Origin of the sequence: Actinacidiphila rubida, assembly GCF_900110255.1 — a bacterium.
GTDB lineage: Bacteria > Actinomycetota > Actinomycetes > Streptomycetales > Streptomycetaceae > Actinacidiphila > Actinacidiphila rubida.
In genome coordinates this window covers 1-16,137 of record NZ_FODD01000078.1, presented here as the reverse complement: position 1 = coordinate 16,137, position 16,137 = coordinate 1, and the positions used below count along the sequence as shown (strand labels likewise).

Annotated in this window: 12 protein-coding genes; 7 read left to right on the top strand and 5 right to left on the bottom strand. The window is 72.0% G+C overall.

The genetic code is table 11. The features are described from left to right. The 5 genes from BMW99_RS37750 to kdpF form a co-directional block, all read right to left on the bottom strand. The coding region (locus BMW99_RS37750; protein ID WP_407640355.1) for a sensor histidine kinase at positions 1 to 2,125 on the bottom strand (2,125 nt) is incomplete at its 3' end. A 262-nt stretch (positions 2,126 to 2,387) separates the two neighbouring features. Further along, positions 2,388 to 3,017, bottom strand: coding sequence for a potassium-transporting ATPase subunit KdpC (gene kdpC, locus BMW99_RS37745; RefSeq protein WP_069465795.1), 630 nt, complete (start codon positions 3,015 to 3,017; stop codon positions 2,388 to 2,390). Between the two features lie 21 nt (positions 3,018 to 3,038). After that, positions 3,039 to 5,180, bottom strand: coding sequence for a potassium-transporting ATPase subunit KdpB (gene kdpB / locus BMW99_RS37740; RefSeq protein WP_079138787.1), 2,142 nt, complete (start codon positions 5,178 to 5,180; stop codon positions 3,039 to 3,041). Next, complete coding sequence (gene kdpA / locus BMW99_RS37735) at positions 5,180 to 6,844, bottom strand: potassium-transporting ATPase subunit KdpA (RefSeq protein WP_069465794.1); 1,665 nt, start codon at positions 6,842 to 6,844, stop codon at positions 5,180 to 5,182. The genes kdpB and kdpA overlap by 1 nt, the downstream gene beginning before the upstream one ends. Continuing rightward, complete coding sequence (kdpF, locus tag BMW99_RS40565) at positions 6,844 to 6,933, bottom strand: K(+)-transporting ATPase subunit F (RefSeq protein ID WP_069465793.1); 90 nt, start codon at positions 6,931 to 6,933, stop codon at positions 6,844 to 6,846. The genes kdpA and kdpF overlap by 1 nt, the downstream gene beginning before the upstream one ends. 478 nt (positions 6,934 to 7,411) lie before the next feature. Between kdpF and BMW99_RS37725 the strand changes: the two genes are divergently transcribed. From BMW99_RS37725 to BMW99_RS37695, 7 genes are all read left to right on the top strand, one after another. Further along, the gene (locus tag BMW99_RS37725) at positions 7,412 to 8,098 is read left to right on the top strand and encodes a response regulator (protein WP_069465792.1); all 687 of its coding nucleotides are present in this window, start codon (positions 7,412 to 7,414) and stop codon (positions 8,096 to 8,098) included. 373 nt (positions 8,099 to 8,471) lie between these two features. Further along, positions 8,472 to 9,842 carry a hypothetical protein gene (locus BMW99_RS37720; protein WP_069465791.1) on the top strand — a complete coding sequence of 457 codons (1,371 nt, stop codon included), beginning with the start codon at positions 8,472 to 8,474 and terminating at the stop codon, positions 9,840 to 9,842. Between the two features lie 191 nt (positions 9,843 to 10,033). After that, entirely contained in the window at positions 10,034 to 11,578 is a 1,545-nt protein-coding gene (locus tag BMW99_RS37715) for a Na+/H+ antiporter (RefSeq protein ID WP_069465790.1), read from the top strand. A gap of 246 nt (positions 11,579 to 11,824) precedes the next feature. Beyond that, positions 11,825 to 12,709, top strand: coding sequence for an endo alpha-1,4 polygalactosaminidase (locus tag BMW99_RS37710; protein WP_069465789.1), 885 nt, complete (start codon positions 11,825 to 11,827; stop codon positions 12,707 to 12,709). Positions 12,710 to 13,084: 375 nt separating this feature from the next. Further along, positions 13,085 to 14,428, top strand: coding sequence for an ABC transporter substrate-binding protein (locus BMW99_RS37705; RefSeq protein ID WP_075018365.1), 1,344 nt, complete (start codon positions 13,085 to 13,087; stop codon positions 14,426 to 14,428). Between the two features lie 9 nt (positions 14,429 to 14,437). Next, a complete protein-coding gene (locus tag BMW99_RS37700; protein ID WP_069465638.1) occupies positions 14,438 to 15,430 on the top strand; it encodes a carbohydrate ABC transporter permease in 993 nt (330 codons plus the stop codon). After that, on the top strand, positions 15,427 to 16,137 hold a 711-nt coding region (locus tag BMW99_RS37695; protein ID WP_075018364.1), incomplete at its 3' end, for a carbohydrate ABC transporter permease. The genes BMW99_RS37700 and BMW99_RS37695, both read left to right, overlap by 4 nt.

Below are 16,137 nucleotides of genomic sequence, written 5' to 3'. Positions count from 1 at the left end.
TGGCGACGAGGTTGGCGATCACCCGTTCCAGCAGCGGCGGGTCGGCGAGGATGTCCGCGGTCTCCGCGACGCCCTGCGTCACCACCGGCGTCCTCGTGCTGGGCAGCGTGTCGAGGGCCAGCGGCAGCACCTCGGCGATCGCCGTCGGCTGGAGGTTGAGGGTGAGCGCGCCGGCCTGCAGGCGGCTCATGTCGAGCAGATTGTCCACCAGCCGGTTGAGCCGGACCAGCGACTCCTCGGCGGTGGCCAGCAGTTCGTCGCGGTCCTCGTCGGAGAAGCGCACGTCCCGGCTGCGCAGGCTGCTGATCGCCGCCCAGCCGCTGGCGATCGGGGTGCGCAGGTCGTGGCTGACCGCGGCCAGCAGCGCGGTGCGCATCCGGTCGGCGGCCTTCACCGGCTCCACCTCGGCCGCCGCCTCCGCCAGCCGGGCCCGTTCCAGGGCGGCCGCCACATGCCCGGCGAACGCCACGAACACCCGCCGCTCGGACGCGGCCAGCCGGCGCCCGCGCAGCACCAGGACGTCCTCGGGGCCCACCGGCGCCGTCACCAGGTCGGTCCTCGTGCTGCCGGCCGCGGCGAGTTCGGCGTCGACGTCGGTACGGTGCGCGAGCTCCGCGGACTCCATGCCGAACGCCTCGCGGGTGCGCTGCAGCAGCACGGCGACGCCCTGGTCGCCGCGCAGGATGCTGCCGGCCATCGACGACAGCGTCTCGGCCTCCGCGGTCGCGCTGGCCGCCCGCCGCGACAGCCGGATCGACTGGTCCACGATCGTCGCCACGGTCACCGCGGCCATCGCGAACACCACGAGCGCCAGCACGTTGTTGGTCTCGCCGATCGTGAACCGGTGGATCGGCGGGATGAAGAACCAGTTGAGCAGCAGGGACGCGGTGATCGAGGCCAGCAGCGCGGACACCACCCCGCCGATGCAGGCCACGCCGATCACGGCCATCAGGAACAGCAGCGTGTCGGTGGTCAGGTTCAGGGTGTCGCGGGTGTGGCTGAGGAGCACGGTGAGCAGGATCGGCAGCACGAAGCCCGCCACCGGGCCCGCGACCCGCCGCACGCGCGACAGGCTGCTGGTGGGCGCGGGCAGCAGCCGGCCGCGCCCGGCCCGCTCGTGGGTGACCATGTGGACGTCGATGTCGCCGGAGAGCTCCACGGTGGTCTCGCCGACGCCCCGGCCGGTGACGAAGTGCGACAGCCGGCCGCGCCGGCTGGTGCCGATGACCAGCTGGGTGGCGCTCTCGGCGCGGGCGAAGTCCAGCAGGGCGGCGGGTACGTGGTCGCCGACCACGCTGTGGAAGGTGCCGCCCAGCGACTCCACCAGCGCCCGCTGCTTCGCCAGCGACGCCGGAGACGCCTCGGCGAGGCCGTCGCTGCGCGCGATGTGCACGGCCAGCAGGTCGCCGCCCGCGGACCGGTCGGCGATCCGGGCGGCACGGCGGATCAGCGTGGCGCCCTCGGGCCCTCCGGTGAGCGCGACCACCACCCGCTCCCTCGTCTCCCACACCCCCCCTATGCCGTGCTCCGACCGGTACTTCTGCAGCGCCTCGTCGACCCGCCCGGCGACCCAGAGCAGCGCCAGCTCGCGCAGCGCGGTCAGGTTGCCGACCCGGAAGTAGTTGGACAGCGCCGCGTCGACCTTCTCCGGCGCGTAGACGTTGCCGTGCGCCATACGGCGGCGCAGCGCGTCGGCCGGCATGTCGACCAGCTCGATCTGGTGGGCCCTGCGCACCACCTCGTCCGGCACCGTCTCGCGCTGCGGCACCCCGGTGATCTTCTGGACGACGTCGTTGAGGGACTCCAGATGCTGGACGTTGACCGTGGTGATGACGTCGATCCCCGCGGCCAGCAGGTCGTCGATGTCCTCCCAGCGCTTGGCGTGCCGGCCGCCCGCCACGTTGGTGTGCGGCAGTTCGTCGACCAGGGCGATCTGCGGGGCGCGCTCCAGGACCGCTTCGAGGTCCATCTCCGTCAGCGTCGTGCCGCGGTACTCGCGCACCGTGCGCGGCACGACCTCCATGCCCTCCAGCATCTCCTCGGTGTGCGGCCGCCCGTGGCACTCCACGAACGCCACGACCACGTCGGTGCCGCGGGCCGCGCGGCGCCTGCCCTCGTCGAGCATCCGGTACGTCTTGCCCACACCGGGCGCGGCACCGAGGAACACCTTGAGCCGTCCGGGCCGCGCGTACGGCGCCTGTCCCGGGTCGGAGTCGGCGGTGGATGCCACCGGGCTCCCTCCTTGCGTGTGAAGGCTTGCGTGTGAAGGCTTGCGTGTGATGGCGCAACGCGCCGCCCGGCCACCGCGGGCTCCCCGGCTGTCCTGCCGGGGACGCTCCGCGGTGACCGGGGCGGCGTCGTGCTCATGCGTGCGGGTGCGGACGGTCCTACTTCGCCTTCGCCAGGCCGACGTTGAGGTCGACCACGTTGACGTAGGGCTCGCCCAGGAAGCCGACGGCGCGGCTGTGGGTGTTGTCGGCCACCAGCTCGCGCACGGCCGCCGGGTCCAGACCGCGGGCCTTGGCGACCCGGTCGACCTGCTCGTAGGCGTACGCCTTCGAGATGTCGGGGTCCAGGCCCGATCCGGAGGCCGTGACGGCGTCGGCCGGCACGTCCTTCGGGTTCACGCCGTCGAACGCGGCGACCGCGGCCTTGCGCTCCTTGATGGTCTTCACCAGGTCCGGGTTGTTCGGGCCGAGGTTGGAGGCACCCGAGGCGGTCGGGTCGTAGCCGCCGGCGGAAGGCCGGGGCTGGAACCACTTCGGGTCGGGGCGCGGGGCCTCGTTCGGGTCGTTCGGGTTCTTCTTCGGCAGGTCGAAGTTCTGGCCGATCAGGCTGGACCCGACGACCTTGCCGTTCTGGTGCACGAGCGAGCCGTTGGCCTGGTGGCTGAACGCGGCCTGCGCGATCCCCGTGACGGCCAGCGGGTAGACGATGCCGGTGATCACGGTGAGCACCAGCAGCATCCGCAGGGCGGCCATGTGGTTGCGCACCGCGGCGGGAAGTGAACTGGGCATGATGATGGCCTTCTTCAGCGGTCAGCGCAGACCGGGGATGAACTGGATGATCAGGTCGATGAGCTTGATGCCGGCGAACGGCAGCACCAGACCACCCAGACCGTAGATCCAGATGTTCCGGCTGAGCAGCTTCGACGCGGACGCGGGCCGGTACCGGACACCGCGCAGCGCCAGCGGGATCAGCGCCACGATGATCAGCGCGTTGAAGATGATCGCGGAGGCGATCGCCGACGTCGGGCTGTGCAGCCCCATGACGTTGAGCTTGTTCAGGCCGGGGTAGGCCACGGTGAACATCGCGGGGATGATCGCGAAGTACTTCGCCACGTCGTTGGCGATCGAGAAGGTCGTCAGCGCGCCGCGGGTGATGAGCAGCTGCTTGCCGATCTCCACGATCTCGATGAGCTTGGTCGGGTTGGAGTCCAGGTCCACCATGTTCCCGGCCTCCTTGGCGGCCGAGGTACCGGTGTTCATGGCCACGCCGACGTCCGCCTGGGCGAGCGCGGGGGCGTCGTTGGTGCCGTCGCCGGTCATCGCGACCAGCTTCCCGCCCTCCTGCTCCTTCTTGATCAGCGCCATCTTGTCCTCGGGCGTGGCCTCGGCGAGGAAGTCGTCCACGCCGGCCTCGTCCGCGATGGCCTTCGCGGTGAGCGGGTTGTCACCGGTGATCATCACGGTCTTGATGCCCATCCGGCGCAGTTCGTCGAACCGCTCCCGCATGCCGGCCTTGACGACGTCCTTGAGGTTGATCACGCCCAGGACGGTGGCGGTCGCCTCGCCGTCGCGGCGGACGACCTCGCCGACGACCAGGGGCGTGCCGCCGCTGGCCGCGATGGAGTCGACCATCGGGCCGACGTCCTCGGTGGGGTGGCCGCCGTTGTCGCGGATCCAGTGCATCACCGCGGTCGCGGCGCCCTTGCGCAGCGACCGCTGGTCGCCGTCCTCGACGAGGTCGACACCGGACATCCGGGTCTGCGCGGTGAACGGCACGAACTCCGCGTTCGGCAGCTGGCCCTCGGCACGGGCCCGCAGGCCGTAGCGCTCCTTGGCCAGCACCACGATGGAGCGGCCCTCGGGGGTCTCGTCCGACAGTGACGACAGCTGCGCGGCGTCGGCCAGTTCCTCCACGGTGATGCCCTTGACGGGCACGAATTCGGCGGCCTGCCGGTTGCCCAGCGTGATGGTGCCGGTCTTGTCCAGCAGCAGCGTGTTCACGTCGCCCGCGGCCTCGACCGCGCGTCCCGACATCGCCAGCACGTTGCGCTGCACCAGCCGGTCCATGCCGGCGATGCCGATCGCCGACAGCAGCGCGCCGATGGTCGTCGGGATCAGGGCGACCACCAGGGACACCAGGACCACGATGCTCTGCTCGGCGCCCGCGAAGGTCGCGAACGGCTGCAGGCTGACGACGGCGATCAGGAAGACGATGGTGAGCGAGGCGAGCAGGATGTTCAGCGCGATCTCGTTCGGCGTCTTCTGCCGGGCGGCGCCCTCGACCAGGGCGATCATCCGGTCGATGAAGGTCTCGCCCGGCTTGGACGTGATCCTCACGACGATCCGGTCCGACAGGACCTTGGTGCCGCCGGTGACCGCGGAGCGGTCGCCGCCGGACTCGCGGATGACGGGCGCGGACTCGCCGGTGATCGCGGACTCGTCCACGGACGCGACGCCCTCGACGACGTCACCGTCACCGGGGATGATCTGCCCGGCCTCGACGACCACGTGGTCGCCCAGGGTCAGCCCCGCCGCGGGCACCTCCTCCTCGCGGGTTCCGGTCGCACCGTGCTTCCAGCCGACGAGCCGGCGGGCGACCGTGTCCGTCTTGGTCTTGCGCAGCGTCTCCGCCTGCGCCTTGCCGCGGCCCTCGGCCACGGCCTCGGCCAGGTTGGCGAAGATCACCGTCAGCCACAGCCAGACCGTGATCACCCAGGCGAAGATGCTCGGGGACTTGATCGCCTCCGCGGTGGTGAGCACCGCGCCGACCTCGACCACGAACATGACCGGGTTCTTTATCATCACGCGCGGGTCGAGCTTCTTCGCCGCGTCGGGCAGCGAGTGGAACAGCTGCTTGGGGTCCAGCAGGCCGCCGGAGACGCGGTGCGTGGCCGCCTCCTGCTGCGTGTGCTCGGCGGGTGCCGAGTGTTCGAGGGTGGTCAGGGACGACATCAGTGCAGACCTTCCGCAAGCGGACCCAGCGCGAGGGCGGGGAAGTAGGTGAGACCCACGACGATCAGGATCACGCCGGTGAGCAGGCCGACGAACTGCGGCCGGTGGGTGGGCAGCGTGCCGGAGGTGACCGGCACGGGTTGCTGCTTGGCCAGCGACCCGGCCAGTGCCAGGACGAAGATCATCGGCAGGAAGCGGCCGAAGAGCATGGCCAGACCCAGTGCGGTGTTCCACCAGTCCGACGTCACCGTGATGCCGGCGAACGCCGAACCGTTGTTGTTGGCCGCGGACGTGAAGGCGTAGAGCACCTCGGAGAATCCGTGTGGGCCGCTGTTGAGCATGTTGGCCCGCTCGCCCTTGAGGGACATCGCCGTGCCCGCGCCGATCAGGACGATGGCGGGGGTGGTGAGGATGTACAGCGAGGCGAACTTCATCTCGCGGCCGCCGAGCTTCTTGCCCAGGTACTCGGGGGTGCGGCCGACCATCAGACCGGCCACGAAGACCGCGATGATCGCCAGGATGAGGATGCCGTAGAGGCCCGAACCCGTACCACCGGGCGCGATCTCGCCGAGCATCATGTTGAAGATCGTCAACCCGCCGCCACCGGGCGAGAACGAGTCGTGGAACGAGTTCACGGCGCCGGTCGAGGTGAGGGTGGTGGACGCGGCGAAGAGCGTGGACGCCCAGATGCCGAATCTCTGCTCCTTGCCCTCCAGCATGCCGCCCGCCGCGTGGCCGGCGCTGCTGCTGACGCTGTGCAGTTCGTTGATGGTGATCAGGGCCACCGACGCGGCCCAGATCAGACCCATCACCGCGAGGATCGCGTAGCCCTGCCGGTTGTCGCCGACCATGCGGCCGAAGGTGCGCGGCAGCGAGAACGAGATCACCAGCAGCAGGTAGATCTCCAGCCAGTTGGTGAACGCGTTGGGGTTCTCGAAGGGGTGGGCGGAGTTGGCGTTGTAGAAACCGCCGCCGTTGGTGCCCAGTTCCTTGATGGCCTCCTGCGACGCCACGGGCCCGCCGGTGATCGACTGCTTGTCGCCGACGAGGGTCGAGATCTCGTGGATGCCGTGCAGGTTCTCCACGGCACCGGCCGCGACCAGCACGATGGCGAACACGAACGCGAGGGGCAGCAGCACCCGGACGGTGATCCGGGTCAGGTCGACCCAGAAGTTGCCGACCCGGTCGGTGCGCCTGCGGGTGAAGCCCCGGATGAGCGCGGCGACGATCGCGATGCCGACGGCCGCGGACACGAAGTTCTGCACCGCGAGGCCCGCCATCTGCACCAGGTGGCCCATCGTCGACTCACCCGAGTACGACTGCCAGTTGGTGTTGGTGACGAAGGAGGCGGCGGTGTTGAACGAGGTGCCGGGAGGGACCGCCTTCATCCCGATGTCCAGCAGCAGGTGGTTCTGCAGCCGCTGGAACCCGTACAGGAAGAACACGGAGACCGCGGAGAAGGCCAGCACGCTGCGCAGGTAGACCGGCCAGCGCTGGTCGACATCGGCGTTGACGCCGCCGAGTCTGTAGAGCACGCGCTCGGCACGCAGGTGCTTCGCGGTGGTCAGCACATGGGCGATGTAGTCGCCCAGCGGCCGGTACGACAGCGCCAGCGCGCCGAGCAGCGCGATGATCTGGAGCCAGCCGGCAAGGGTGTCGTTCACTAGAACTTCTCCGGGAAGATCAGGGCCAGCACGAGGTAGCCGAGGAGGCCGCAGGCCACCACAAGGCCGACGATGTTCTCCGCGCTCACAGCTTCTCGACCCCCTTGACGATGAGGGCCAGGACGGCGAAGACCGCCACGGTGATGGCGAGGAAGGCTAGATCTGACATTTCGGGGCACCCCGGAGGTCGTGTGCAGTAGTGGGTTCGGTACGGCACCGGTGGTCGGTGCTCCGCTAGCAAACCCCTGCCCGGAGCAATGTCCGTACCGCGTTAGCGGGTCCCTGACGCCACCGGACGGGCTATTGACGCAGCCTTGACGGCGCAATCGGCAGGAGGGCGCCGGAACCCCGGCGGGACGGCGCCGACGGGGGCGCCCGGCGCCCGGGGACGGCGTCAAGAAGCCGTCAAGGTGGTCGTGGGCGTTGCAAGGAACGCGTTAACGCGCTGGCCGGTGCGGGACCGGTCGCCTTGGGTGGGACCAGTGGACCGCGGTGGCGGCCGGCAACGGCCGCCACCGCCCGAGGAGGTGCCGTGCACGGACAGCGTGCCAACGAAGGAGCGGGCCGGTGAAGCGGGTGCTCGTCGTCGAGGACGATCCGCCGATGCTGAAGGCCCTGGGCATCGGGCTGCGGGCCTTCGACTTCTCCGTCGTCGCGGCCGCGGACGCCGGGACCGCGCTCGACCTGGCCGCCCGCAGCGCCCCCGAGGCGGTGCTGCTCGACCTGGGCCTGCCCGACCTGGACGGACTCGACGTGCTGCGCTCGCTGCGGGCCTGGGGCAGCGTCCCCGTCGTCGTGGTGTCCGGCCGGAGCGGCATCGCCACCCGGATCGAGGCGCTGGACGCCGGCGCGGACGACTTCGTCACCAAGCCCTTCGCCATCGACGAGCTGGCCGCACGGCTGCGGGCGGTGCTGCGGCGCCCCGCGTCGCTGCGCCCGCCGGAGCAGGTGATCCTCGGCCGCTACACGGTCGACCTCGGCGCCTACGCGATCACCCGCACCGACGGCACGGCCGGCGACGAGGTGCACCTCACGCCCACCGAGTGGCGGCTGCTGTCCCTGCTGCTGCGCAACCCCGACCGCCTGGTCCCGGGCCGCGAGCTGCTCTCCGAGGTGTGGGGCGCCCAGCACGTACGCAACACCAACTACCTGCGCGTGTTCATGGCCGGCCTGCGCCGCAAGCTGGAACCCGACCCGGGAAACCCCCGCCACCTCGTCACCGAACCCGGCCTCGGCTACCGCTTCCAGCCCTGACGCCCGGCAGGGGGCCGCTCCCCGCGGGCGCCCCGTCACGTGCGCGGCAGGGGGCGTCAGGGAGACGTCAAGACGCCCGGACGGGGTGTCAGGAAGCCGTCAACGTCCGCGCTGAGCAAGGGCGTCGGCCGCGACGCTGATCTCCACGGGGACGGAGGGGCCGTCCGGAGACAGCAACGATGGAGGGCCCCGGATGGCCGGGACCATGGCGACCGGTACGGCGGCGGGCGGGCCGGGGGATCCACCCGATCCGACGGAGATCCGTGGTGGGACGCCGCACGGCGCCCCCGGGCCGCCGCCCACTTCCCCGCGGCGGCCCCGCCCGGAGACCCTGCCGCGTACACACCGGTGGCGGCTCCGGCTGCTGACCTCGGTGCCCGCGCGGCTCCGGCTGCTGCGAGGCGTGGTCATCGCTCTCGCGGCCGCCGTCGCGGCGCTGCTGCTGGCGATCGGGCTCACCGCGTCCGGTGCGTGGGACGGCATCGGCCACCGGGCCGCCCCGCGCGTCACCGGCGCCGACGGCCTGTACTTCGCGCTGAACGACATGGACGCGCAGGCCGCGAACCTGCTGCTGTCCAGCGGCGGCCGCGGACTGGCCCCCATGGCCCCGCAGCACACGGCCGCGCAGACCGAGTACGGCACCGCCCGTCATCAGGTGAGCCAGGACCTGCTGACGCTCGCCGCCGCGGCGCAGGGCGACGCGCGCGCGTCGCAGACGATCGTCGGCTTCGACGACGGGTTCGCCCGCTACCAGGAGCTGGTCGGCCGGTCCCTGGAGAACGACCTGCACCCCGAGGAGAAGGCGAACGCCCTCGCCGACTACCGCACCGCCACCGACCTGCTGCGGCAGACGCTGCTGCCGGCCGCCCTGCAGCTCGGGCAGGCCAACGACGGCGCGTTCGAGGACACCTACCGGGGTGCCCGTTCGGACATCTCGGCGGAGCTGACCGCCCTGCTCGTTCTGGGCGGCCTGCTGCTGGCCGCGGTGCTGGCCGTCCAGGCGGCGCTGGTCCGCGACTTCAGGCGGCTGCTGAGTCCGGCGCTCGCGGCGGCCACCGTCTGCCTGGTGGCGGCCTGCGCGCTCGGCTGGTCGGTGCTGGCCACCCAGTCCCATGATCTGAGGGTCGCGCGCCGGGACGCCTTCGACTCCGTGGTCGCGCTGTCCCAGGCCCGCGCCCTGTCCTACGACGCCAACGCCGACGAGAGCCGCTACCTGCTCGACCCGCAGCGGCGTGGAACGTACGAGCAGTCCTTCGAGGACATCTCGCAGCGGCTGCTCACGCTGCCGGACGCCGCCCTGGACACCTACGACGGCCAGCTGTCCGACGCCCTGTCCGCGTACCGCCACGACCACACCGACCTGCGCTTCACGGGCTACTTCGGCGACGAGTTCCGCAACATCACCTTCCCGGGCGAACGGGCGGCGGCCGAGTCCGCCGTCGACGCCTACGCGCGGTACGAGGCGGACGACCGCACGATCCGCGCCCTGGTGCGCGAAGGGCGGATGCAGGACGCCGCTGAGTTCTGCATCGGCTGGGACACGGACGAGTCGAACCACCACTTCGGGGAGTACGACGTGGCTCTGAAGAAGCTGATCGCCATCAACGACCGCGCGTACGGGCGGGCCGTCGGTTCCGGCCGCGGTGCCCTGACGGGCGGCCTCGTGGGCGCCGGCGGCCTGCTCGCCGGCGCCGCCACCCTCACCGTTCTCGGACTCCGCCCCAGGCTGGCCGAGTTCGCCTGACATCCACCCGGTGGGGCCGGCTCCGGCCGCGGTCCCGCGGACGCCAGTGGGCCATGGCCCGGCGCAATCGGCCGCGGCGCCGTTAAAAGCCCGATAAACTACTGGCGGTGAGCCGGGAAGTCTGGTCGGCGCGGGGTGAGGGCTGTCGTACGTGAGGGCAGCGCGCCCGCCGTACGAGCAGGAGCCGGTACATGCGCGCCGTCGGGACGATCCTCTTCCTGGTGGTTCTGGCCACCGCGGTCGCCACCTTCGCCCGGCGGTGGCGGATCCCCGCACCCTCCCTGCTGGTGATCGCCGGGCTCGCGGTCGCGCTGATACCCGGCACACCCCCGCTGCACGTCCCACCGCACACCATCGCCCTCGTCGTGCTCCCGCCGCTGCTCTACGCCTCGGCCGAGGAACTGTCCGTGCGCGACCTGCGGCTGGTGTGGCGGCCGGTCACGGTGCTGGCGTTCGGACTGGTGCTCGCGTCGGCCGCGGCGGTGGGCGCGATCGTGATGGCGGTGACGCCGCTGCCGCCCGCCATGGCCTTCGTGCTGGGTGCGGTTCTGGCCAGTACCGACCCGGTGGCGGTGACCGCACTCGGCAGGCGGCTGTCGCTGCCGGGCCGGATGCAGGTGCTGGTGCAGGCCGAGAGCCTGTTCAACGACGCCACGTCACTGGTGCTGTTCAGGGTCGCCGTGGGCATCGCCGTCGCGTCCAGCACCGTCCACTGGCCCATGGCCGCCGGGCAGTTCGTCGTGCTGGCCGGCGGCGGCACCGCCGTCGGCGCGGTCGTGGCCGGTCTCGTCGCGCTGATCCGGCGGCGGACCACCGACCCCGTGCTGGACTCCGTGATCGCCCTCGTCACCCCTTACGCCGCCTACGTGCTCGCCGAGTCGGCGCACACCTCGGGGGTCACCGCCGTCGTCGTCGCCGGCGTGCTGCTCGGCCGCTCGGGCCACCGCCTCAGCGACGCCCGGATCCGGCTCCAGGTGCAGGCGGTGTACGCGGTCGTGGTGTTCCTGCTGGAGAGTGTCGTGTTCAGCATCGTCGGCCTCGAACTGCCCGCGCTCGTCCGGGACCTGCCGGGGGACACCGGGTTGTGGCCGCTGCAGGCGGCCGCCGTGGCGATCGTGCTGATCGGCATCCGCATCCTGTGGATGCTGCCGCTGACCGCCGTCGTCAGACCGCGCCGCGACGGCCGCTCCCTGCGGACCGCCGCCGTCGTGACCTGGGCCGGCACTCGCGGGGTGATGCCGCTGGCCGCGGCGCTGTCCATCCCGCTCACCGCCGGCGACGGGCAGCCGCTGGCCGGGCGCGAACTCGTCCTCGTGCTCACCACCGCCGTCGTGGTGTTCACTCTCGTCGTCCAGGGCCTGACCCTCGCCCCGCTGGTCAACCGCTCCGGGCTGGCGCTCGAACCGGAGCACACCGCGCAGGAGGAGGCGTCGGCCCGGGACGCGCTCACCCGGGCCGCGCTCGTCCACCTCGACCAGCTCGGCGACCTGGAGACGCTCCCCGAGGCCACGCTCAAGCGCATGCAGCGCAACCTCGGCGCCCGCCTCGACCACGACGCCGACGGTGCCCCGGCCGACTCGGCCGACGCCGCCTACCGCGACCTTCGCCACGAGATCATCGCCGTGCAGAACACCGAGCTGCGCCGCCTCTACGACGGCCACCGCATCAGCGACACGACCCGGCGCCGGCTCCAAACGGACCTGGACCGCGAGGAGTCGGCGCTCGGAGACCGCTGACGACTGAGCGTTCTCGCGCACAGTACGGGGATTTCGATCAGAAGTGAACAGTGATCGCTCAGTACCAAGCGGTTGACATGACGGTTCCTTGACGCTTAACTCCCTGCCAACGCCGGAGGTGAGCACCGGCGTCAGAGGTACGCCTAGCCGGTGGACGGCCCTTCTGTGCCGCGAGCCCGGACCCAGTCGCCAGGACAGCCCAGCAGCGTCCGAGGCGGGGACGTACCCTCCCCTCACAGGAGCTCGATGATGCGCAGTCGCGTCCGTTCCGCTCGTCGCCTCACCGCTCTGGCCGCCGTCGCGGCCGCCGCCGTCACCGTCCCGCTCGTCGCGGTCGACCAGGCGGGCGCCGCGCCCGCCGCCCACCACTCCGCCGCCCGTCACTCCGCGGCCTCCGGAACCAGGTCCGCGCAGGCCGCGGGCGTCACGCTGCCGCCCGCGCACGCCGGATTCGACTACCAGATCGGCGGCGCCTACACCCCGCCGGCCGGCGTCCAGGTCGTCAGCCGCGACCACGACGACCCGCCGGCCGCCGGCCTGTACAACATCTGCTACGTCAACGCCTTCCAGGTGCAGCCCGGCGCCGAGGGCGACTGGGACGCCGACCTCCTGCTCCACGACGCCAACGGCAACGTGGTGTACGACCAGAGCTGGGGTGAGGCGCTGCTGGACGTCAGCACCGCGGCCAAGCGCACCCGCATCGCCGCCAAGGTCGGCACCTGGATCGACCAGTGCGCCGCCAAGGGCTACCAGGCGATCGAACCCGACAACTACGACAGCTACAGCCGCTCCAAGAAGCTCCTCACGTCCGCCGAGGCCGAGGCCTACATCGGCCTGCTGTCCGCCCACGCGCACGGCCAGGGCCTGGCCATCGCGCAGAAGAACACCGTGGAACTGGCCGGCGACCGCACCGCGGCCGGGCTCGACTTCGCCATCGCCGAGGAGTGCGGCACCTACAACGAGTGCGACGGCTACACCGGCGCCTTCGGCAACCACGTGATCGTCATCGAGTACACGGCCAAGGGCCTCACCAAGGCCTGCACCGGCTGGGGCGGTCAGCTGAGCATCGTCCGCCGGGACCGCGACGTCGTCCCCGCCGGCAGCCCCGGGTACGTGCGGAAGACGTGCTGAACGGGCGGACCGCGGGCCGGCGAACGGGCCGGCCCGCGGTCCCGCCCCGGCCGCGGCGCACGCGGACCCGCGAGGGAACGCGTGCCCGGAGCCGGTACGTCCCCTGCCCCGTCGCGCCGGTTCCGCGCGTGCCCCGGCAGGGCCTGCTCGCGGCGCTGTTACGGCCTCGCTCCGGTTCCTGACCGGACCGTGCGTCCCCGCGGCGCGGGCGCGTCATGTCCACGCACCAGCCGTGCCTCAGCCGCATTCCGGTCGGCCGGCCGCGCACCGTCGCGGCCGGCCCGCCACGATCACCCCTCACCGACCCCCTTCCGCCACACCCTTCGCCCTGCCGCCCCCGATCCGCCCGCACCCGTAGCCCCCGGTGGTGTTCCCATGTCCCTTCCGCCCGCCCGCACCCCGACATCCCGCCCCCTCACCGTGCCCTCGCGCCGCACCCTGCTGCGGGCCGGCGCCGCGGGCACGGCCGCCACCGCCGCGCAGTCGCTGCTGGCCGCGTGCGGCGGCACGAGCGGCGGAGCGGGCGGCGGCCCCGTCACGATCGAGATGTGGCACGGCCAGACCGACACCGGCAAGGCCGCGATCCAGGCCCTGGTCGCGGAGTTCCAGCGCACCCACCCGGACATCCGCGTCGACATCGGAGGCGGGGTGCTGTCGGACGCGATGCTCCAGAAGGTCACCGCGGCCCTCGCCTCCGGGTCCTACCCCGACATCGCGTACATCTTCGGCTCCGACCTGGCGAGCATCGCCCGCAGTCCCAAGGTCGTCGACCTCACCGGCACCGTCCGCTCCGGCCCGACGCCCTGGGACCGGTTCTGGGGACCGGCCCGCGCCGCGGTGACCGTCAACGGGCGGGTGCGCGCCGCACCCGCGCTGCTCGACTCGCTCGCCGTCGTCTGCAACAAGAAGCTGTTCGCGGCCAAGGGCCGGGACCTGCCGCAACCCGGCTGGACCTGGCAGGACTTCACCGACACCGCCCGCGCCCTCACCGACACGCCCGCCGGGGTCTTCGGGACCGGCTGGCCCGGCGCCGGCGACGAGGACACCGTGTGGCGCGTCTGGCCGATGGTGTGGGACCTCGGCGGTGACGTCGTCGCCGGCGACGGCAAGCACATCGGCTTCCGCGACACCGGCGTCAAGGCCCTGGAGACCGTCGCCGCGCTCGCCAGGGACCGCAGCGTCTACATCGACCCCAAGCCGGGCAGCGAGCAGATGTACCAGGTGTTCCTCTCCGGACGGATGGGCATGGTCGCCACCGGTCCCTGGCAACTGCCCGACATCGTGCAGGCCAAGGTCGACTACCACGTGGTGCCGCTGCCCAGCTACAGCGGCCGGCCCATCACCATCTCCGGGCCCGACACGTGGACCGCGTTCGACAACGGCCCCGCCCGCGTCGCCGCCACCCGCACCTTCCTCACCTGGCTGATGCAGCCCGCGCAGGACGTGCGGTGGGACATCCAGGCCGGCAGCCTGCCGCTGAGCCGCGCCACCCAGGCCCTGCCCCAGTGGACGGCCCAGACCCGCGAGACCACCGGACTCACCGTGTTCACCAAGGCCCTGGAGACCGCCAGGGTCCGCCCCAACCACGCCGCGTACCCGCAGATCTCCGAAGCGCTCGGCCAGGCCGTCACCGGCGTGCTCCTCGGCCGCCGCACCCCGGCGCAGGCCCTCCACGACTGCGCACGCCAGGCCGACGCCGCTCTGCTCATCCCGCGCTGAGGAGGACCCATGCCGCGCCTACCCGCCCCGCTCACCCTGCCGCCCGGTCACGACGCCGCCGGCGCCACCGGGCCCGACCCGGCGGCCGCCCGCGACCGGTACCGGGCCCTGCGCCGCCGCCGGCGCACCGAGACCGCCACCGCCTGGGCGTTCGTCGCGCCCTCCGTCGCCGTCATCGTCGGCCTCGCGATCCTGCCCGTGATCTGGTCGCTGCTGCTGTCCTTCCAGGCCGACGACCTGGTCACCCCCAGCCGCTGGGTCGGCCTGGACAACTACCGCGCCCTGCGCCAGGACCCGCACTTCAGCCAGGCCGTCGGCAACACCCTGAAGTACACCGCCATGTACGTGCCGCTGAGCATGCTGCTCGGCCTGGGGCTCGCGCTCGCCCTCAACCGCAAGGTGCGGTTCGTCGGCCTGTACCGGACGCTGTTCTTCGTGCCGTTCGTCATCTCGGCGACCGCGCAGGGCGTGCTGTTCTCCTTCATCCTCGACCCGCAGTTCGGCGCCGCCAACTCCGTCCTGCACCATCTCGGCATCTCCCAGCAGGGATTCCTCACCGACCCCGGGCAGGCGCTGCTCGTCCTGGTCGCCATCTCGCTGTGGAGCGGCACCGGCTTCTGCATGGTGGTCTACCTGGCCGCCCTGCAGGACGTGCCCGCCTCGCTCATCGAGGCCGCCCGCCTCGACGGGGCCGGCCGGCGCCACCTGCTGCGCCACGTCGTCCTGCCCACCCTCGCCCCGGTCAACGTCTTCCTGCTGGTGTGGCAGCTCATCGAGTCGCTGCAGGTGTTCGACCTCGTCTACGTCACCACCAAGGGCGGCCCGCTCGGCTCCACCACGGTGGTCGTCTACTTCGTCTGGCAGCAGGCGTTCCAGAACTTCACCGCCGGTTACGGCGCGGCGTCCGCATACGTGCTGGCCGTCGCCCTGTTCGTGATCGCGGCCGGGGCCCGGGCTCTGCGCCGCCGCGACGCCGGCAGCCCGGAAGGAGCCGCACGATGACCACCGCCTCCGCGCCCTCGCGACCCGTGACCGGCACCGCCGCGGCACCCGAACGCGCCCACCGCCCGCGCCGCCGCCTGCCGTTCAGCCCCTGGCACCTCGCCCTCGCCCCGCTCGCCCTGCTGTTCGCGCTGCCGCTGCTGTGGCTGCTGCTCAGCTCGGTGATGAGCAACGCGCAGATCAACCGCTTCCCGCCCGCGCTGTGGCCCTCGCACGTCGACCTGGGCGGCTACCGGTACGTGCTGGGCAACGCGATGTTCCCGCGCTGGTTCGCCAACTCCCTGATCGTGTCGGCCGCCACCGTCGCCTCCAACCTGGTGTTCGGCGCGCTCGGCGGCTACGCGTTCGCCCGGATGCGGTTCGCCGGATCGCGGCTGCTGCTCGTCACGATGCTCGCCACGATGGCCATCCCGTTCCAGCTCACGATGATCCCGACGTTCCTGGTCATGAAGAAGCTCGGGCTGATCGACTCGCTGGGCGCGCTGATCGTGCCGTCGCTGGTCACGCCGTTCGCGGTGTTCCTGCTGCGCCAGTTCTTCCTCTCCCTGCCCAGGGAACTGGAGGAGGCGGCCTGGATCGACGGCTGCTCGCGGCTGCGGGTGCTGTGGTCCGTGGCGACGAGGTTGGCGATCACCCGTTCCAGCAGCGGCGGGTCGGCGAGGATGTCCGCGGTCTCCGCGACGCCCTGCGTCACCACCGGCGTCCTC

What these genes read in the sequence shown, in the direction of transcription:
- BMW99_RS37710 (WP_069465789.1), top strand. Translation starts at nt 11,825, where the DNA reads ATGATGCGCAGTCGCGTCCGTTCCGCTCGTCGCCTCACCGCTCTGGCC.
- kdpB (WP_079138787.1), bottom strand. Translation starts at nt 5,180, where the DNA reads ATGTCGTCCCTGACCACCCTCGAACACTCGGCACCCGCCGAGCACACG.
- BMW99_RS37700 (WP_069465638.1), top strand. Translation starts at nt 14,438, where the DNA reads ATGCCGCGCCTACCCGCCCCGCTCACCCTGCCGCCCGGTCACGACGCC.
- BMW99_RS37705 (WP_075018365.1), top strand. Translation starts at nt 13,085, where the DNA reads ATGTCCCTTCCGCCCGCCCGCACCCCGACATCCCGCCCCCTCACCGTG.
- BMW99_RS37715 (WP_069465790.1), top strand. Translation starts at nt 10,034, where the DNA reads ATGCGCGCCGTCGGGACGATCCTCTTCCTGGTGGTTCTGGCCACCGCG.
- kdpC (WP_069465795.1), bottom strand. Translation starts at nt 3,017, where the DNA reads ATGCCCAGTTCACTTCCCGCCGCGGTGCGCAACCACATGGCCGCCCTG.